At 63.0% G+C, this 17,705-nt stretch carries 18 protein-coding genes; 8 read left to right on the top strand and 10 right to left on the bottom strand.

Features of this window, described 5'->3' with window-relative positions:
• Positions 1-61 precede the first annotated feature (61 nt).
• Together EN862_RS11410 and EN862_RS11405 are read left to right on the top strand one after the other, a co-directional pair.
• Complete coding sequence (locus EN862_RS11410; protein WP_127866891.1) at positions 62-1,219, top strand: mandelate racemase/muconate lactonizing enzyme family protein; 1,158 nt, start codon at positions 62-64, stop codon at positions 1,217-1,219.
• 62 nt (positions 1,220-1,281) lie between these two features.
• The gene (locus tag EN862_RS11405) at positions 1,282-2,166 is read left to right on the top strand and encodes an NAD(P)-dependent oxidoreductase (protein ID WP_127866890.1); all 885 of its coding nucleotides are present in this window, start codon (positions 1,282-1,284) and stop codon (positions 2,164-2,166) included.
• A 62-nt stretch (positions 2,167-2,228) separates the two neighbouring features.
• On the opposite strand, the gene EN862_RS11400 is transcribed toward EN862_RS11405, so the two are convergent.
• The 5 genes from EN862_RS11400 to EN862_RS11380 all read right to left on the bottom strand — a co-directional run bounded on the left by EN862_RS11400 (position 2,229) and on the right by EN862_RS11380 (position 7,208).
• The gene (locus tag EN862_RS11400; RefSeq protein WP_127866889.1) at positions 2,229-3,428 is read right to left on the bottom strand and encodes a mandelate racemase/muconate lactonizing enzyme family protein; all 1,200 of its coding nucleotides are present in this window, start codon (positions 3,426-3,428) and stop codon (positions 2,229-2,231) included.
• Between the two features lie 9 nt (positions 3,429-3,437).
• Positions 3,438-3,764: an NIPSNAP family protein gene (locus EN862_RS11395; protein ID WP_127866888.1), complete on the bottom strand. Its 327-nt coding sequence runs from the start codon at positions 3,762-3,764 to the stop codon at positions 3,438-3,440.
• Between the two features lie 103 nt (positions 3,765-3,867).
• Positions 3,868-5,226: a mandelate racemase/muconate lactonizing enzyme family protein gene (locus tag EN862_RS11390; protein WP_127866887.1), complete on the bottom strand. Its 1,359-nt coding sequence runs from the start codon at positions 5,224-5,226 to the stop codon at positions 3,868-3,870.
• 56 nt (positions 5,227-5,282) lie between these two features.
• A complete protein-coding gene (locus EN862_RS11385; protein WP_127866886.1) occupies positions 5,283-6,449 on the bottom strand; it encodes a mandelate racemase/muconate lactonizing enzyme family protein in 1,167 nt (388 codons plus the stop codon).
• 48 nt (positions 6,450-6,497) lie between these two features.
• The gene (locus tag EN862_RS11380; protein WP_127866885.1) at positions 6,498-7,208 is read right to left on the bottom strand and encodes a GntR family transcriptional regulator; all 711 of its coding nucleotides are present in this window, start codon (positions 7,206-7,208) and stop codon (positions 6,498-6,500) included.
• Between the two features lie 216 nt (positions 7,209-7,424).
• Between EN862_RS11380 and EN862_RS11375 the strand changes: the two genes are divergently transcribed.
• The 6 genes from EN862_RS11375 (at position 7,425) to EN862_RS11350 (ending at position 13,894) form a co-directional block, all read left to right on the top strand.
• Positions 7,425-8,906 (top strand): sugar ABC transporter substrate-binding protein, encoded by a 1,482-nt coding sequence (locus tag EN862_RS11375; RefSeq protein WP_127866884.1) that lies wholly within the window; start codon positions 7,425-7,427, stop codon positions 8,904-8,906.
• Positions 8,907-8,983: 77 nt separating this feature from the next.
• On the top strand, positions 8,984-9,943 hold the full coding sequence (locus EN862_RS11370) for a sugar ABC transporter permease (protein WP_127866883.1): 960 nt from the start codon (positions 8,984-8,986) through the stop codon (positions 9,941-9,943).
• Positions 9,940-10,830, top strand: a complete 891-nt coding sequence (locus EN862_RS11365) for a carbohydrate ABC transporter permease (protein WP_095818911.1) — start codon at positions 9,940-9,942, stop codon at positions 10,828-10,830. Before EN862_RS11370 ends, EN862_RS11365 begins: the two co-directional genes overlap by 4 nt.
• Positions 10,831-10,842: 12 nt before the next feature.
• Complete coding sequence (locus EN862_RS11360) at positions 10,843-11,940, top strand: ABC transporter ATP-binding protein (RefSeq protein WP_127866882.1); 1,098 nt, start codon at positions 10,843-10,845, stop codon at positions 11,938-11,940.
• A 30-nt stretch (positions 11,941-11,970) separates the two neighbouring features.
• Positions 11,971-13,134, top strand: a complete 1,164-nt coding sequence (locus EN862_RS11355) for a mandelate racemase/muconate lactonizing enzyme family protein (RefSeq protein WP_127866881.1) — start codon at positions 11,971-11,973, stop codon at positions 13,132-13,134.
• Positions 13,135-13,159: 25 nt separating this feature from the next.
• Positions 13,160-13,894 carry a ribonuclease activity regulator RraA gene (locus EN862_RS11350; RefSeq protein WP_127866880.1) on the top strand — a complete coding sequence of 245 codons (735 nt, stop codon included), beginning with the start codon at positions 13,160-13,162 and terminating at the stop codon, positions 13,892-13,894.
• Positions 13,895-14,065: 171 nt separating this feature from the next.
• Here the strand turns inward: EN862_RS11350 and EN862_RS11345 are convergent, their stop codons facing one another.
• The 5 genes from EN862_RS11345 to EN862_RS11325 are packed head-to-tail and all read right to left on the bottom strand — an operon-like array spanning position 14,066 to position 17,705.
• The gene (locus EN862_RS11345) at positions 14,066-15,325 is read right to left on the bottom strand and encodes an ABC transporter substrate-binding protein (RefSeq protein ID WP_127866879.1); all 1,260 of its coding nucleotides are present in this window, start codon (positions 15,323-15,325) and stop codon (positions 14,066-14,068) included.
• A 50-nt stretch (positions 15,326-15,375) separates the two neighbouring features.
• Positions 15,376-15,804 carry a hypothetical protein gene (locus EN862_RS11340; RefSeq protein WP_127866878.1) on the bottom strand — a complete coding sequence of 143 codons (429 nt, stop codon included), beginning with the start codon at positions 15,802-15,804 and terminating at the stop codon, positions 15,376-15,378.
• Between the two features lie 5 nt (positions 15,805-15,809).
• The gene (locus EN862_RS11335) at positions 15,810-16,859 is read right to left on the bottom strand and encodes an aldo/keto reductase (RefSeq protein WP_127866877.1); all 1,050 of its coding nucleotides are present in this window, start codon (positions 16,857-16,859) and stop codon (positions 15,810-15,812) included.
• Complete coding sequence (locus EN862_RS11330) at positions 16,856-17,215, bottom strand: TIGR04076 family protein (RefSeq protein ID WP_127866876.1); 360 nt, start codon at positions 17,213-17,215, stop codon at positions 16,856-16,858. The genes EN862_RS11335 and EN862_RS11330 overlap by 4 nt, the downstream gene beginning before the upstream one ends.
• A gap of 1 nt (position 17,216) precedes the next feature.
• A complete protein-coding gene (locus tag EN862_RS11325; protein ID WP_127866875.1) occupies positions 17,217-17,705 on the bottom strand; it encodes a DUF3830 family protein in 489 nt (162 codons plus the stop codon).

Raw genomic sequence — 17,705 nt, 5'->3', positions numbered from 1 at the left:
TTTGCCGTTAGGCAGAGATCCGCGCTTGTAAGCGTTGCGCCATCACGGGGAGAAGGGTCCGATGAAGATCGTGGACATCAAGACGGCGGTCGTCGCCTATCACGGCAAGGCGACCCTGATCCGGATCGACACTGACGAAGGCATTTCCGGCTATGGCGAAGCCAATCCCGACGCGGGCGCGGCCGCGATCGTCGGGCTGATCTCGGAGCTGAAGTCGGAACTGATCGGCCAAGATCCGCGCAATGTCGAATATTGCTGGGACAAGATCCGCCGCGATCATGTGTTTTCCGGCGCGCAGGCCGGCATCTTTCTCATCGCCCTCACCGGGCTCGAAATGGCGCTGTGGGACGTCGCGGCAAAAGCCGCCGGCCAGCCGCTCTACCGCATGTTCGGCGGCAAGTTCCGCGACCGGATAAGGCTCTATGCCGATTGCGGCGACGGCGATGACGAATCGGGATCGCCGCAGGGCTGTGCCGCCCGCGCGCGCCGCATGGTGGCGGAAGGATTCACGGCGCTTAAGTTCGATATCGACAATTTGCACCATCCAACAAAATTCGACCGGATGAACCACACCATCAACGGCGCGGAACTTCGCTTCATGGTGGAGCGTGTGGCGGCGGTGCGCGACGCTGTTGGTCCCGACGTCGATCTCTGCATCGATCTGCATGCGCGCTATGATGTGCTCAGCGCCAGTCGCATCGCCGCCGAGATGGAGCGCTTCAATCTTCTGTGGCTCGAAGAGCCGATCCCGGCGGAAAATGTCGAGGCCCTGAAGCAGATCCGGATGCGGACCAAGACGCCGATCTGTGTCGGTGAAAATCTCTATCTGCGCTGGGGTTTTCGGGAGCTGTTCCAGAATTACGGCGCCGACGTCGTCATGCCCGACGTGCCAAAATGCGGCGGCCTTGCCGAGAGCCGCAAGATCGCGAACCTCGCCGAGATGTACTACGTGCCCTTCGCGCCGCATCTGGTGTCGACACCGCTGGGCACGATGGCGACATGCCATGTCTGCGCCAGCGTTCCGAACTTCCTGGTGCTGGAATGGCACGCGCTGGAAGAGCGCGACGCTTGGGACAGTTACGTGCGCCTGCCGAACGGCGCCAGGTCCATCGTGGAAGACGGCCACATCGCGGTGTCCGACGTGCCCGGCATCGGCGTCGAACTCGACATGGAGGGTGTGCGCAAGCACGCCGTGCCCGGCTACGGCATCTTTGAATAGCGGATGACCAGCCGGCTGGCGGGATCCGCCGCCCGATCACCCAAATTCGCTCGGAGGAAGCCATGGGCAAGCGGATCGTCTTCACCGGCGGCAGCGGCAAGATCGGCCGTCACGTCATACCTTACCTTCTCAAGCGCGGGCATGAGGTTCTCAACCTCGACCTGACGCCGCTGGACGTGCCAGGCGTCGACACAGTCATCACCAACCTTGCGGATGCCGGCGAAGCCTACAATGCGCTGACGCTGCATTTCGGGTTCAGTGAGTATTTCGGCGGCAAGGGCCGCGCCCCGGTCGACGCCGTGATCCATTTCGCTGCGCTCCCACGCATATTCCTGCGGCCGGACAACGCCATGTTCGCCGCCAATGTGCAGTCGACCTACAATGTGATCGAGGCCGCCACCAAGCTCGGCATCCGCAAGATCGTCACGGCCTCCAGCGAGACGGTCTACGGCATCTGTTTTGCCGAAGGCGAACGCGACTTCTCGTCGTTCCCGGTGGATGAGGAGTACGACGTCGATCCGACCGACAGCTACGGCCTTTCCAAACTTCTGGGCGAGAAGATCGCGCGGTCCTTCGCCACTCGCACCGGAGCCGACATCTATGCGCTGCGGATCGGCGGCGTCGTGGAACCGAAGGACTATGCCCGTTTTCCGGAATTCCTGGCCGATCCCTCGAAGCGGCGGCGCGACGCCTGGACCTATATGGACGCGCGCGATCTCGGCCAGATCGTCGACCTGTGCATCGAAAAGGACGGCCTGGGGTTCCAGATATTCAACGCCGTCAACGACAACATCGTGTCTGAATTGCCGACGGCGGAGTTCCTCAGGAAGCATGCGCCCAACATACCGGTCACCCGCGCCATGGACGCATTCGAGGGACCGATCTCGAACCGGAAGCTGCGCGACGTCCTTGGGTTCCGGCAAGAACATGACTGGCGGACACAGTGAGCCGATCGGCGAGCTCACAGTCGTCCTGATGCCGGCGCCCAAAGGGAGGGCAGCTGGGAAGCTCAGTCGAAGAAGCCAGCATCCTCTTCCTTAAGATATTTTCTCGCCGCCTCGGCGTCGATATCGAGGCCGAGTCCCGGCGCTTCCAGCAGATCCACCATGCTGTCCTTCACGATCTGCTTCGGCAAGCCGATGACGAGGTCCTCCCACCAAGGGTCGGAGGCGCTCGGATATTCGAAGGCGATGTAGTTGGCGGGCAAGGTGGCGCAGACGTTGATCAGCGCACCAAGGCCGAGCAGGCCGTTCGCGGTGCCGTGCGGCGCCATCAGGATCGAGTGCATATAGGCGTGCTCGGCGACCCACTTCAGCTCGGCGATGCCGCCTATATCGGCCGGATCGGGGCCGATGACCCGCACCGCCTGCGTCTCGATCAGCTCCTTGAAATTGTGCCGCAGGTAGATCTGCTCGCCGGTATGGATCGGCGTCGAGGTGGAGGTGGTCAGCTCGCGATAGGCCTGCGGATTGACCCAGGGCACATAGTCGCCGGTGAGCATGTCCTCGAGCCACATCAGATTGTACGTCTCGACGGCGCGGGCGAACTTGATCGCATCGGGCAGCATCCAGCCCGGGCCGCAGTCGAGCGCCAGGCTGACCTTGTCGCCCAGCACCTCCTTCATCGCCGCCACACAGTCGAGCATGTGATTGAAACCGCGCTCGCTGATCACGCCCTGATCCATGGCGCCGTGATAGCCGGCCTTCTTCTGCGTCAGGCCGTAATGGAAACCCTCGACGCTGTCCTTCATGTTGGAGTGGAACGAGATGCCCTGCTTGACCATGAAGAAGTTCTGCGGCTGCTCCATCATCCATTTGACGTCGGCGGCGTAATCCTCCGGACGGTCGCCCGTGCGCTTGCGGCGGATCGAGCCGTTATAGACGCGCACCTTGTCGCGCACCTTGCCGCCAAGCAGCTTGTAGACCGGCACGCCCGCGGCCTTGCCGGCAATGTCCCACAGCGCGTGCTCGATGGCGCTCACCGCCGCGCCATAGGGCTTGAACGAGCCGCGCTGGCGGATCTTCAGCATCACCCGCTCGACATCTGTCGGATCCTCGCCGATCAGCGCCTCGCGGAAATGCAGCACGAAGGGTTTCAGGTAGGTCTTTGTGTATTCGACCTCGCCCAGGCCATGAAGGCCCTCGTCGGTAACGATGCGGACGATCGGGTGCTTGCCGATGACGGCGCAGCGCAGGTCGGTGATCTTCATGGCGCGGTCCTATTTCACAGACGAGAAAGCTGTCGGCGTGAGCAGCTGGCTGCTGATATTGGCAACGATCTGCCCGTCGCGCTCAGACTCGTCCCGGGCCCTGTGCCATGCCGGATCGGTGACGAAAGCCGTCCATTTCGCCTCACGCTCGGCCAGCGATTCCCAGGCGAGGAAATAGGTGAGGCGATTGTTGTTTTCGCCGATCACCGTGGTGAAGAACCCGGCTTGGCGGATGCCATGCCCCTCCCAGATGGCCAGCGTTTGCTCGGAAAAGCGCTTGAGTAAGGCCGGCAGCCTGCCCGGCAGGCAGTCATAGATGCGCAGTTCGTAGATCATCGTTTCGTCCGTTTCTTTCTTCGCCTCTCCCTCGGGAGAGGTCGACACGAATGGTCGGTTGTTGGCCCTGTGAGCCTGAGGGAATGAGAGCAGAGGGCCTGGACTAACTCCAGGTCCGGTCCCAGCTATGTTCATTGTCCCAATGCTCGGTGGATTGCCATATCCCTGTGACACCGGGCTGCAGATGCTGCGAGATCACCTCGTCGACCACATCATCTATGCCCAGCCCCGGCTTATCGGGCACGGTGATGAAGCCGTCTTTCACGAGCGGCCTGGGAAGACCCGTGACAATATCGTCCCACCAGTCGACATCGGCGGAGTGGTATTCGAGCGCCATGAAGTTTTCGGTCGCCGTCGCGACATGCGCCGCAGCCATCGCGGCGATCGGGCTTTCCGCCATGTGGATCGCCATGGCGACGCCGTGATCCTGCGCCATGTCGCCGATCTTCTTGGTCTCGAGGATGCCGCCGCTTGTAAGCAGGTCCGGATGGATAATGGAGAGACCGCCGCTCCTCAGCAGCGGCTCGAAGCCCTCCTTGAGATAGATGTCCTCGCCGGTGCAGATCGGCACCGACGTCGCCTGCTGCAATTGCCGGTACTGTTCGGTGTACTGCCAGGGGATCACGTCCTCTAGCCATGCCGGCACATATTTCTCGATACGGCGCGACAGGCGGATGCCGTCCTGCAGCGAGATGTGGCCGACATGGTCGATGGCCAACGGGATCTCGTAGCCGATGACCTCGCGGACCTCGTGGATATATTGCTCGAGCAGGTCGATGCCCTTCTCGGTGAAATGCAGGCCCGTGAATGGGTGCTGCACATTCTGCGCATCGTAGGCAAGATTGCGGGCCTTGCGCTCCTCCAACGTCCCGCCGCGGCCGCGCGGATTGGCGTGAAAACCTTCGAGCGCGCCGGCGGGCGCCGTGACAGCGCCCGGAATGTGGGCGATCTGCATCAGGCCCAGATCCATCTTGAGGAAGGTGAAGCCGCGCTCCATGCGCGCCTTGAGGCGCTTGCCGGTCTCCGTGCCGCTCGGCTTCTCGGCGTCCGTGTCGCAATAGACGCGCACCTGGTCGCGAAACTTGCCGCCGAGCATCTGGTAGATCGGCACGCCATAGGCCTTGCCGGCGAGATCCCAGAGCGCGATCTCGACCGCCGACACGCCGCCGCCCTGCCGCCCATGGCCACCGAACTGCTTGATGCGTCGGAACAGGCGATCGACATCGCAGGGGTTTTCGCCGAGCAGCCGGCTCTTCAGCACCAGCGCAAAGGTGGCGCTGGCGCCGTCGCGCACTTCGCCGAGCCCGACAATGCCCTGGTTGGTGTAGATCTTGAGCAGCGCCGATGTGAACGGCGCGCCGACAATCTCGGCCACACGCATGTCGGTGATGCGCAGGTCGGATGGCCTGGAATTCGTGTTGATGCGATTGAGAGCCTCGTCGGCTCCATCCGTCTTTGGCATGATTTGTCCTCGTTCCGCTGGGAGTGGCCCCGCCCGCCGGCCTGCTTTAAGCAGCGCTAGCCCAGTTCGATCTCGTGGGCCTGCAGGTAGTCGCGGTTCATCTCGACACCGAGGCCGGGCTTCGACGTTAGCTTGAGGCTGCCGTTCGAAACATCGAGCGGTCTGTCGATGAGGTGATCGTATTTGGAGAGGTCCCACTCCGATGTTTCGAGCTTGTAGAAATTGGGAACGGTCATCATCACCTGCGCTCCCGCGACCACATTGATCGGTCCGGCGGCGTCATGCGGCGAGACCGGGACGTAATAGGCTTCGCACAAGGCAGAGATTTTCTTGAGCTCGGTGATGCCGCCGGTCCAGGTGACGTCGGGCATGATGTAGTCGGCGAGCTTGTCTTCGAGAACCGGCACGAAATCCCATTTCGTGTGGCCGCGCTCGCCCCAGGAGATGGGAGCGCTGACCTTGTCGCGCACCTGCTTGAGGGCGTTGAGGCTCTCGGGCGGACAGGGCTCCTCGAACCAGTCGATCTGGCCTGCTTCCTCGAGGCTGCGGCAGAGGCGGATGGCGGTCGGCACGTCGAAGCGCCCATGCGCGTCGATGAGGATGTCGACATCGGGCCCCGCCGTCTCGCGGATCAGCGCCGTCAGTTCGGCGGCTTCGCGCTCGTCCTTGCGGGTCATGCTGCCGTCGAGATAGCCGTCCCGCCTTTCGCGGGCCACGCCATCGACGCTCGGACCCTGGTGCGGGAACGGATCGAATTTGAGCCCGGTGTGGCCGGACTCCACGATGTCGCGAATTTCGCGGACCACGGCTTCCTTGCTGGTGAATTTGGCCTGGTTGGGATGGGTGTAAAGCGCGATTTCATCGCGCACCGGTCCGCCCAGCAATTCGTAGATCGGCTTGCCCAGCACTTTGCCGCGGATGTCCCAAAGCGCGATGTCGATGGCGCTCACACATTCCACGGCGGCGCCGCGGCTGCCCATATAGGTGAAGCTGCGGAAAATCTTGTGCCACAGATGCTCGATGCGCGCCGGATCCTCGCCTGTCACGGCGGCGCCGATCTGGCGCAGGATCGTGCACAGCGCGCGGTTGGCGAGCTTCGTCGTGGTGGTGATCTCGCCCCAGCCGCTGACCCCTTCGTCAGTCGTCACTTCGACGAACAGATACTCTCCCCAGTAGGAAGCGTCGGACTTGATCAGCCATGGCCGAATGCTCGTGATTTTCATCTGGACTATCCTCCCTGAAACGGCCAGGCTGACGATGTTGCGGATTCGCTACCCTGCCCGGGCGGCGCTGCGTGCGCGCATGTGTTCGAGGACGTGCCGGCCGGAGCCCTCGACATGGCGGGCAATAAGTTCGGCCGCCTTGTCGGCCTCTCCCGATTTCACGAGCGCGATGAGCTCGCGGTGCTCGCGGATGATCGCGGCGCGCCGGGCGAGCGTGAAGTTGAAACGCCGGCTGACCGCCCGAAGCACCTCGCGGTGCTTCCACCAGAGCTCGGCGGCATGGCGGTTGTAGTGCCGCTGGTACATCACGGTGTGGAACGCGGTATCCAGCTCGCTGTGCCTGAACGTGTCGGCGAAGTTGTTCTCTTCGATCAGGCCCTGGAGACGTTCGAGCTCGGCAATGTCCTCCTCGGTCGCCATTCCCACAAACCAGCGCGTCAGGGCGGGCTCGATGAGAACGCCGATCTCGTAGATATCGCGCACGAAATCCTGATCGATGGGCCGGACGCGCGCGCCCCGGTTGGGAACGAAGGTGACGAAGCCCTCGCCGCGCAACAGCTGCAGCGCCTCGCGCACGGGATTGGTCGAGGTGCCGTGACGGCGGGCGAGGTCAGTGACCACGAGCCGCTCGTTTGCGGCCAGCCGCCCCTCGATGATGTCTTCCCTTATCTGCTCGTAAAGCGAGGCGCCCTCGCTCGATGCCCCGAGAGCGTCGATCCCCTCCGGTGGCTCTGCTTTGAAATCGTTCGTTTCCGCCAAGGCCGTCCCCCTAGTCCAATACACAATCCGACCGATATCATGCACATCTTCGACAAACAATGTACGATTTGTTGCGTTGACAGCTATTCTGCGATCTGAAAACGTATAAAGTGATCGAAGGGATACATTAGGGCGGAGAAATATCCCCGCGATCGAAACGACCAAGGACCGCTTGCCTAGGCGCAGAGCGGCATAGGACAACCTGGGAGGAGACCTATGAGGAGGATCACAGTCGGCGGTGCCGCCCTGCGCGGCGCTGTTTCCACTGCATTGACGATATCGCTGATGTCGGGTTCGGCGCTTGCCGCGCCCCCGGTCGACCTGAGCAAGTGGTCGCCGGAATATGTGCGCTCGATTGCCGGCACGCAGGATTTCGACACAGCCGGCGATTGCGCCAAGGTCACCCCGCTTGACTACAAGGGGCGACTGACATTCTGGTACCAGGGTGTCTTCGAGGGCGACCCCGACCTCCTGCGCCAATACTACAAGGATTTCTTCGCGACCTTCCGCAAGACCTATCCGAACATCCAGCTCGAGGAACAGGCCCTCACCTACAACGACCTGCTCGACAAGTTCCGCACCGCGCTCCTGGGCAATGCGGCGCCGATGGCGGTCCGCCTGCAGATCCTGGGCGGCACCGAGTTCGCCTCGAAGGGCTATCTGCAGCCGCTGAAGCCCGAGGACGTCGGCTATTCGACCGAGGATTTCTGGCCCGGCGCCATGAAGGCGGTGACCTGGGACGGCGTGACTTACGGCATTCCGACCAACAACGAGACGATGGCTTTCATCTGGAACGCCGACATCTTCAAGCGCGCCGGCCTCGATCCGAACAAGCCTCCGGCGACCTGGGACGACGTCGTCAAATATTCCAAGCAGATCCACGACAAGCTCGGCATTGCCGGTTACGGCCTCGTGGCGCGCAAGAATGCCGGCAACACGCCCTACCGTTTCATGCCGCAGCTGTGGGCCTATGGCGGCGGCGTCTTCGACGAAGCAAAGGCGAACCCGACCTATAAGGAGATCGAGCTCAACAGCCCGCAGAGCAAGGCGGCGCTGCAGGCTTCCTATGACATGTATGTCCGCGACAAATCGGTTCCGGTTTCTGCGCTCACCAACCAGCAGGCCGACAACCAGCCGCTGTTCCTGGCCGGCCAGCTCGGCATGATGATCTCGCATCCATCCGACTACAACGTCATGCTCGACCTGCAGAAGAAGGCGACGGGCACCGACAAGGACAAGGCGCAGACCGTCATCGACAACATGCGCTACGGTCTCATTCCGACCGGTCCCGACGGCAAGCGCGCCGTCGTCTTCGGCGGCTCGAACATTCACATCCTGAAGCCCGAATATGTCGAGGGCGGCAAGGTGGACGAGCCGGCGGCAAAGGCCATCATCTGCATGTGGACGAGCCCCGAATGGTCGCTGAAGATGGCCTATGCCGGCTCGAACCCCGGCAACCTCAACGGCTTCAAGACCAAATGGATGAAGGAGCGTCTGGACAGCATCAAGTTCCTCGATGTCACGACGTCGATGCTGCCATACGGCATCCCCTTCCCGGCCCTGCCGCAGTCGCCCGAGATCATGAACATCATCGTCCCGGACATGCTGCAGAATGCCCTGACCGGAGCGATGACCGTCGACCAGGCGGCGGATGACGCGGCCAAGAAGGTCAAGGACCTGATGGGCGGCGGTCTTTAAGCAAAGCCCGACCTGCGATCTCACCGGCTGCGCCGACAACGCAGCCGGTTCGTTCCGATGAACAAGGGCACGCCAAAGTGACGATCGTGAGCGGCAAGGCCGAGGCTCGCCGAACATTGCAATCCGCCAGGTCCGATGTGCTTCGCAAGATGTGGGAGCATCGCGCCGACTATGCCTATGTGCTTCCGGCGATCGCCGTGATGCTCATCGTCATCGCCTATCCGATCTACTACACAATCGAATTGTCGTTCTTCAACACGCCGCCCGGCCTGCAGCTCCGCGACAAGATCTTCGTCGGTTTCAACAACTACACAGCCATCTTGACCAGCGGGGTGTTCTGGCAGGTCACCTTCAACACCCTGATCTGGACAATCGCATCCACTTTCTTTTCCTTCGTCCTGGGGTTTGCCGCGGCGCTGGCGCTGCATCGCGATTTCATCGGCCGCGGCGTCCTGCGCGCCATCCTGATCATTCCCTGGGTCATCAGCGCCGTCGCCGCCTCCTATATCTGGAAGTGGATCTACCATTCGGATTTCGGCATCATCGGCGCGGTGCTGGTCGAGCTCGGATGGGCCGAGCGACCACCGAACTTCATCGACAGCGTCTCAACGGTGCTGCCCTCGCTGATCGTCGTCAACATCTGGCGCGAGTTCCCTTTCGCCATGATCATGATGACGGCCGGCCTGCAGACCGTTCCCGAGCAGTTGCTGCGCGCCGCCAAAGTCGATGGCGCCAACGCGTGGCAACGCTTCTGGCACGTCACCTTCCCACATTTGCGCAATGTCTCGACAGTAACGATCCTGCTGCTCGCGGTCGCCAACTTCAACTCCTTCATCATCCCCTGGATCATGACTGGCGGCGGCCCGTCCAACGCTTCGCACATCTGGATCACCCACATCTATGAGCTCGCCTTCGGCCGCCAGCGCTGGGGCGTGGCATCGGCCTATTCGGTGCTTTTGTTCATCATCCTGATGACGCTCGGCTACTTCTACGTCCGCGCGCTGAGCGGCAACGAACGGAAGGATGGCGGCGCATGAGCACGGTTTCCGAGACAATCTCACGGGGCCGTTCGGCCCGCCGCGTGCGCATCGATGGATGGCGGTGGGGCGGGCGCGCCTTCCTGGTGTTCATGCTGCTCTACACGGCGCTGCCGATGATCTGGATGCTGCTCACCTCCATCAAATCAGGCTTCGCGGCGATGCAGTTTCCGCCGCAATGGTGGCCCGACCAGCCTACCCTTGACAGCTACCAGAAGCTGCTCGATCCGCAGAACAGCGTCGGCCAGGATTTCCTGCGCTTCTTCTGGAACAGTCTCATCGTCTCGACCGCCACGACCATCCTTTCGGTGATCGTGGCGGTGCCTGCAGCCTACGCGTTCTCGCGCTTCACCTTCCCGGGCCGCAACTTCCTGTTCTTCGCCGTCCTGCTGCGCAACATGTTCCCGGCGGTGATCTTCCTCGTGCCGCTCTTCATCCTGATGCGTGCGATCGGGCTGGTGAACACGCACGGGTCGCTTGTGCTGACCTACCTAACCTTTGGCCTGCCGCTGGCGATCTGGCTGCTCAAGGGCTTCTACGACAACATCCCGGTGCAGCTCGAGCAAGCGGCGCGCATCGACGGGGCAACACGGTTCCAGGCCTTCGTCCTGATCGTGATGCCGCTCTCGGCGCCGGGCATCATCGCCACCGCTATCTATTCCTTCATCGGCGCCTGGAACGAGTACATCTATGCCTACACCTTCCTCTCCAAGAACGAACAGCTGACGCTGCCGGTCGGCATCCAGCGCTTCTTCTCGGAGAACACGACGGACTTTCCTGGCCTCATGGCGGCCAGCTTCATGATGAGCGTGCCCGTCGTGGTGCTGTTCCTCCTCCTGCAACGATACTTCGTGCGCGCCCTGACGGAAGGCGCGGTCAAGCACTAGGGAGCTGCCTGCATGGCCCATGTGGTCCTCAAAGATCTCGTCAAGACCTATGGCAGCTTCAAAGCCGTCAACGACGTTTCGCTGACGGTAAATGACGGCGAGTTCGTTGCGCTGGTCGGGCCCTCCGGCTGCGGCAAGACGACCACGCTCAATCTCGTCGCGGGCCTGATCTCGGTCACATCGGGCGACATCGTCATCGGCGACCGGGTGGTCAACGACCTCGACCCCAAGGACCGGGACATCGCCATGGTGTTCCAGAACTACGCGCTCTATCCGCAGAAGTCGGTCTATATGAACCTCGCCTTCCCGCTGCAGATGCGCAAGCTGCCCAAGGACGAGATCGACAGGAAGGTCAGGGAAGCGGCGCGCGTGCTGGACATGACGCAGCTGCTCGAACGCAAGCCGCGCGAGCTTTCGGGCGGGCAACAGCAGCGCGTGGCGCTCGGCCGCGCCCTCGTGCGCGATCCGGCGGTGTTCCTGATGGACGAGCCGCTCTCCAATCTCGACGCCAAGCTGCGGGTGCAGATGCGGTCCGAGATCAAGCGTTTCCATCAGGACCTCAAGGCAACCATCATCTATGTGACGCACGACCAGCTCGAGGCCGTGACCATGGCGGACAGGATGGCGGTGATGAATGGCGGCTACCTGCAGCAGTATGATTCACCGGCGCAGGTTTTCGCCCACCCCGCCAACATGTTCGTCGCAAGCTTCGTCGGCAGCCCGGCGATGAGCCTTATCCCGCTGGAGGCATCGACGGCAAACGGCGGCGCCGTTCTGACGAGCGCGGAAGGCTGGAGCCTCGCGCTCTCGCCGCGCAACGCCCAGAAGGTCGCGCGAGCAACGACCAGGAAGGTCGTGCTCGGCGCGCGCCATTCGACGATCAAGCTGCACAAGAGTGCCATTGCCGGCGCCATTCCGGCCAAGGCCTATACGGTGGAGCCGACCGGAGACGTCACCTTCGTGCAGGCGTTCCTCTCCGGCGCGATCGTCAACATCAGCGTCTCCCCCAATGTCGCCGTCGCACCCGACGAGCAGATCTGGCTCGAGTTCGACCAGGAGCGCATGCACCTGTTCGACAGCGAAACGCAAATGGCGCTCGAGGCCAACTGAGACAGTGAGCGCATGGAACATGAGGGGGGAATGACGACGAAGATGAAGATCACCGCGATCAAGCCCTATCCGGTATGGGTCGGGACCCGTAACCAGATGCTCGTCAAGGTCGAGACCGACCAGGGCATCTTCGGCTGGGGCGAGAGCGGCTTGAGCGGTCGCGAGAAGGCGGTGGCCGGCGCGGTCGAGCACTATCGCGAATTTCTCATCGGCCGCGACGCCATGCAGATCGGCCGCATCTGGCAGGAACTCTATCGCAGCCAGTATTTCGAAGGCGGGCGGGTTCTGCAGGCGGCGATCTCCGCCATCGACATCGCCCTTCACGACATCAAGGGCAAGGCGCTGGGGGTGCCGGTCTACGAGCTGCTCGGCGGCAAGCAGCGCGACCGCATTCCGACCTTCGCCTCGACCGGAGACGAGGCCGAGGGCGACGCCGCAGTCGAACGGGCGCGCGAGTTGCGCGCTGAAGGATGGCAGGCGATCCGCTTCTTCCCAACCGGGCAGAGCAGCAAGGACATTTTCGAGCCGCGGGAGTCCATAGGTCCCACCGCTGCCATGCTGAATAAGGCGCGCGAGGCGCTGGGCGACGAGGTCGTGCTCGGCATCGACTATCATCACCGGCTGTCGGTGGCCGAGGCGGCGAGCTTCTGCAACAAGCTCGGCCGCGGCGTGCTCGATTTCCTCGAGGAGCCGATCCGCGACGAGACGCCGGAGGCTTATGAGAGCCTGCGGAGGATGACCGACATCCCTTTCGCCATCGGCGAGGAGTTCGCCAGCAAGTGGCAGTTCCTGCCCTACATCGAGCGCGGCATCCACCAGTTCAACCGGCTCGATGTCTGCAATCTCGGCGGACTCACCGAGGCGATGAAGGTCGCGGGCTGGAGCGAGGCGCATTATGTCGACTTGATGCCGCACAATCCGCTTGGCCCGGTCTGCACGGCCGCGACCATCCATCTGGGCGCCGCGGTGCCGAACTTCGCCTGGCTCGAAACCAGGGTGCCCGAAAGGAAGCTGGGCTTCGACAATTCAGACTTCTTCCCCGTGCAGCCTCGCCTGGACGGCACCCATTACCTGGTCGGCGATCTGCCGGGACTGGGCGTCGAGGTCAACGAGGCGGCGATCCAGGCGCAGAGCTTTCGCTTCTGGGAAGCGCCGCATCTCAAGCGCCGCGACGGTTCCGTCACCAACTGGTAATTCCATCTCATCCGGAGTCCCGACAATGACGCATACAACCGACATCACCCGGCCGCCCAAGGACCTGATCGACGCGCTGAAGGAGATCGGCGCCGCGACGGTTGCCGGCACGCTTGGCCATATGGGCTTCCGCAGCCCGCATATGGTCGGCCCGGTGGCGCAGAACCACGGCAAGTCGGTCGTCGGGCCGGCGCTGACGCTGCAGTTCCTGCCGCAGCGGCCCGACCTCTTCAACGAAGGCGAATATGCCGATCCGGAAACACAGCTGCACCGGCATGTGCTTTACCACGCGCAGGAGGGCGATGTGGTCGTAGTGGATGCGCGCGGCGACATGAGGTCGGGCGTCTTCGGCGATATGATGTCGACCTATTTCAAGGGCCGGGGCGGCGCGGGCATCGTCATCGACGGATGCATGCGCGACCGGCCCAATGTCGAGAAGCTCGACCTGCCGCTATGGCTGCGCGGCTGGACGCCCAACTATCATGTGCAGACCAGCATCTATCCCAATGCCGTCAACGTGCCGATCGCCTGCGGCGGTGTCACGGTGATTCCCGGCGATATCATCGTCGCCGACGATGACGGCGCCGTGGTGGTTCCCGTCTCGATGGCGCCCATGGTGATCGAGGAGGCGCAGAAGCACCATGATTGGGAAGAGTTTTCCCGAGAGAAGCTCATGCAGGGCGCGCCCTTGCAGCGCTACTATCCGCTGCACGACGATGCTCGCGGAGAATATGAGGCGTGGCGCAAAACGAGGCGTTAGCGGAGCCAAGCCAACGAAGGAAGGCAACCATCGTGACTTGGAGCGATGCACTTCAAGCCAGTCTAGACGGAACGAGATAGCGCCGCTCGGCATAGCGCGGCGCGCAGTCATTGCCTGTTGGTCGGCGGCGATCCAAGCCTAAAGGATCGCCGCCGGGCGAGTATTTCGACGTTACTGCAGCTTCGCCTGCAGCGCGTTGACGTCATCCGTCGTCATCTCGCCGTCGGTCGTCACCTTGCCGTCGACGATTTTCCACAGCCGGAACGGACCGGTGATATCGCCGAATTTGTCGAAAGAGACCGGGCCGATCACGCCTTCGTAGCGGATCGGCTTTCCGTCCTTGATCAGGCCGAGCGCCTTGGCGAATTCCTCCTTGCCGGCAAAGATCGGCGTACCTGCCGGATCGACCGCCTTGTACATGGCGTCCTTGATCTTGGCCGGATCGTCGGAGCCGGCGATGGCGATGGCAAGCCCGACGATGGCCCCCGCATCATAGGAGCGGTCGGCGGCCGGGTTGGATGGCTCGATGCCTGAGAATTCCTTGTAGTTCTTGTTGAAATAGTCGGTCGACGCGGTCGGGCTGGTGCCGGAGGACGTGCCATAGGCATCCTTGAGATAATCGGCCCCGACGGATTCGATGAAGTCGGGACTGTTCATGCCGTCATTGAGCAGGAACTTCTGCACGCCGCCTTGCGAGATCCAGGTGCGGGCGACGGTGGCGCCGTCGACCGGCGTGCTGACGAGATAGAGTCCATCCGGTTCGCCGGCCATCGCCGCCGTCACTTCCGAGGCATAACTCGACTGCTTCTCATTGTAGGGCGTGTCGGAGACGATGGTGCCGCCGAGCGCCTTATAGGCGCGCGAGAACTCCGCCACCATGTTGACGCCGAAGTCGTTGTTGACGTGGATGATCGACAGCTTCTTGAAGCCCTTGTCGATGGCGTATTTGGCGGCGGCCACGCCCTGCAGCGCATCCGAGGTGATGGTGCGGAAGAAGATGCCGTTGGTCTTGCCGTCGCGGCCGAGCGCGGTCAGCGTCGGCGAAGAGGACGCCGGCGACACCTGGACGATCTTGGCCGGCGCGGTGACCGAGGTGAGGATCGGGATCGACACCGAAGAGATGATGCCGCCGATGATCACCGGCACTTTCTTGACCTGGACGAGTTGGGTCGCGGCGTCGACCGCGACATTGCCCTGGCTCTGGCTGTCGCGCGTGTCGGTCGCGAGATCGCAGCCGCGCACGCCGCCCGCGGCATTGATATCGCGGAAGGCCATCTCGACCGACTTGGCACCCGCCTGGCCGTATTCGCCGGCCGGGCCGGTCAACTCCATGACGAGGCCGACGGTGATCTTGCAGTCGGCGGCATGCGCTGCGCCGGCCAGCGTTACGAGAGCGAGCGCGGTGGTGAATTTCAGGATCGTGTTTCTCATTGTTGTTCCCCTTGAGTTACTCGGCTTTGCTTTGATCTCTTGAGCCTGTTTCAGCGTTCCGGCACCTGCAGCCAGGTCTCATGCAGATGCCGCCATTCGACGCCGTTGGGCGCCGATGAACTGGTGGTGAAGACGGCGCTCGACTGGCGGCGGCTGAGCTTGCCACCGCGCAGCTGCGCCTCGACATAGAGGACGACGATGGTGTCGTCGGTTTGCCAGCCGGCCCTGATGTCCTCGATCGCGATGGCAAAGCCGTCATCGCAGGTGGCGCGGCTTTGCCTGACATGGTCGACGACCGCATCGCGACCGAGGACCGCGCCGCTCGGCGCGATCATGGTCAGGCCTTCACCCATGGCGGCTTCAAAGCGACCGAAGTCGACCGCATCGGCGCGCGCGGCGACGAACCAGTCGACGAAGAAGCGGTGCAGATCGACGATCTCGGTGCTGGCGCGGGAAAACAGCGAGGTCTCCTGGTTCATGGCGCTCACACCCGGCCCGCATTCAGATTGTAGTGCATGATTGAGCCGTGGCGGCCATGGCGGTCACGCTCAAGCGTGTAGACGTCGCCTTCGAGACCGGGGCTTTGCGCGATCACGGCGCCGATCGCCGCCTTGTCGTCACGGGTCAGTTGGACGTCCATGATTGCCGCATTGGCAAGCGCGTGCGACTGGTTGCGGGCGCCGACGATGACGGCCGCGACCTGCGGCTGTTCCAGCACCCAGGCGCTGGCGATGGTGGCTATGTCGACGCCGTGGCGATCGCCGACCGTCTTCAATGCCTGCAGCAATTGCTGGAACAGGTCCCAGCCGCCAAAATCGTCGATGATGAGCTTGTATTTGACCAGCGAGCGGTTTTCGAGCGGCGTCGCCGGTTCGGCAGCACCAAGCCATCGATCGCTGAGGAACCCGCCGGCAACCGAACCGTAGCATAGGAAATGCATGCCATGTTGCTTCGCCAGCGTGGCGAGGCCTTGGGCAGGGCGCTGGTCGAGCACGGAATATTGCAGCTGCTGGCTGACCAGCGGAATGCCCGCCGCCAGGATTTCGGCAAGCCGCTGGGTGTCGAAATTGGTGGTGCCGAGATTGCGAACCTTGCCCTCGCGGCGGAGCTCGTCGAGCCAGCCCATCGCCTCGACATAACGAGGCTGCGCATAGTCCCACCAGTGGAATTGCACGAGGTCGATGCGCTCGGTCTTCAGCCTGCGCAGCGACTGGTCGATGATGCCCCTGATATAGTCGCGGCTGATGCCGGCCAGCCGCTCAAGATCGGGCACCAGCTTGGTATGCACCTTCATCCGGGCGGCGGCATCGAGGCCGCGTTCGTTGCCGAGCCGCAGACGCGCGGCGCCGATCAGCTCCTCGACGCCGGTGTAGATGTCGGCGCAGTCATAGGTGAAGATGCCGGCATCGAAGGTCGCGATCAAATCGCTCACCGCCTGTTCGCGATCGATCGCGCCGTGCCCGCCGGCGAGCTGCCAACCGCCGCGGATGACGCGCGAGATCGTATAGCCGGGGCTGAGTTCGGCGGTCGTCATTTCTCTTGACCTTCCGCCGGCAACGGCACCGCCGTCGTTTCGGCATGGCTGAACCGCCGCGTCGCCACCCTGACGATCCTGAGCCGGCTGGCGCAGTTGGGATCTGGACAGGCGATCTCGGCGTCGGACGTCATCCAGTCATTGGCGTGCGTCGGCCGCTGCTTGGCCGCCAGCAGCGGCAGCACGGCGGCAATGGAATAGATCGAAAGACCTTGCCCCGCCGGCAGCGACAGCATCTCGCCCTTCAGTTCGAAATAGTCGCCGGCCTTGGCGCCGCAATAGATCGGCTTGCCCTCGGGAATGACCGCCTCGACGCGGAGATCGAAGAGCTCGAAACTGTCGTCGCGCTCGGCCATCTCAGAACTCCGCCCGCGTGAAGGTGACGTCGCAGGCACCATTGCGGCGAATGACCCCGCAGGCGGCGGCGAGCTGTTCCCGCTGCTCCGGCAGCACCTGCGCGACCACGCTTCCAGCGAGCCAGCCTATCGGAAACAAGAGCCGCGCGCCCTGCCCGTAGAACAGGCCGATGTCGAAGATCGCGTTCGTATTGCCGCCCCACATGCGCGGCGGCACATAGGAGAGCACGATGTCGCCGGGCTGAGGCGTCAGCGTCGCATTCTCGGCCGGCAACGGCTGGGCATAGGCCTGGCCTTCCAGATGCGACGACGGCACCGGACAGGAGATTTCAGGACCGGTCCACATCGCGTGGATGCCGGCGACCACGCGCGGCGCTTCCAGATAGCTCCAGAGAAAGGCAGCATTGTCCGGCGCCTTTTCCGGCAGCAGCAGCGCCGTCGCCGACAGGCCGGAACGCGGCTCGGTGATTTTTATGGCGGCCTTTGTCAT

The sequence above is a fragment of the Mesorhizobium sp. M2E.F.Ca.ET.219.01.1.1 genome (assembly GCF_004016445.2).
Taxonomy (GTDB): Bacteria; Pseudomonadota; Alphaproteobacteria; order Rhizobiales; family Rhizobiaceae; genus Mesorhizobium.
This window is presented reverse-complemented; position numbering and strand designations above follow the sequence as displayed.

What these genes read in the sequence shown, in the direction of transcription:
- EN862_RS11365 (WP_095818911.1), top strand. Translation starts at nt 9,940, where the DNA reads ATGAGCACGGTTTCCGAGACAATCTCACGGGGCCGTTCGGCCCGCCGC.
- EN862_RS11385 (WP_127866886.1), bottom strand. Translation starts at nt 6,449, where the DNA reads ATGAAAATCACGAGCATTCGGCCATGGCTGATCAAGTCCGACGCTTCC.
- EN862_RS11335 (WP_127866877.1), bottom strand. Translation starts at nt 16,859, where the DNA reads ATGACGACCGCCGAACTCAGCCCCGGCTATACGATCTCGCGCGTCATC.
- EN862_RS11350 (WP_127866880.1), top strand. Translation starts at nt 13,160, where the DNA reads ATGACGCATACAACCGACATCACCCGGCCGCCCAAGGACCTGATCGAC.
- EN862_RS11340 (WP_127866878.1), bottom strand. Translation starts at nt 15,804, where the DNA reads ATGAACCAGGAGACCTCGCTGTTTTCCCGCGCCAGCACCGAGATCGTC.
- EN862_RS11355 (WP_127866881.1), top strand. Translation starts at nt 11,971, where the DNA reads ATGACGACGAAGATGAAGATCACCGCGATCAAGCCCTATCCGGTATGG.
- EN862_RS11360 (WP_127866882.1), top strand. Translation starts at nt 10,843, where the DNA reads ATGGCCCATGTGGTCCTCAAAGATCTCGTCAAGACCTATGGCAGCTTC.
- EN862_RS11395 (WP_127866888.1), bottom strand. Translation starts at nt 3,764, where the DNA reads ATGATCTACGAACTGCGCATCTATGACTGCCTGCCGGGCAGGCTGCCG.
- EN862_RS11400 (WP_127866889.1), bottom strand. Translation starts at nt 3,428, where the DNA reads ATGAAGATCACCGACCTGCGCTGCGCCGTCATCGGCAAGCACCCGATC.
- EN862_RS11345 (WP_127866879.1), bottom strand. Translation starts at nt 15,325, where the DNA reads ATGAGAAACACGATCCTGAAATTCACCACCGCGCTCGCTCTCGTAACG.
- EN862_RS11325 (WP_127866875.1), bottom strand. Translation starts at nt 17,705, where the DNA reads ATGACAAAGGCCGCCATAAAAATCACCGAGCCGCGTTCCGGCCTGTCG.
- EN862_RS11375 (WP_127866884.1), top strand. Translation starts at nt 7,425, where the DNA reads ATGAGGAGGATCACAGTCGGCGGTGCCGCCCTGCGCGGCGCTGTTTCC.
- EN862_RS11405 (WP_127866890.1), top strand. Translation starts at nt 1,282, where the DNA reads ATGGGCAAGCGGATCGTCTTCACCGGCGGCAGCGGCAAGATCGGCCGT.
- EN862_RS11330 (WP_127866876.1), bottom strand. Translation starts at nt 17,215, where the DNA reads ATGGCCGAGCGCGACGACAGTTTCGAGCTCTTCGATCTCCGCGTCGAG.
- EN862_RS11410 (WP_127866891.1), top strand. Translation starts at nt 62, where the DNA reads ATGAAGATCGTGGACATCAAGACGGCGGTCGTCGCCTATCACGGCAAG.
- EN862_RS11390 (WP_127866887.1), bottom strand. Translation starts at nt 5,226, where the DNA reads ATGCCAAAGACGGATGGAGCCGACGAGGCTCTCAATCGCATCAACACG.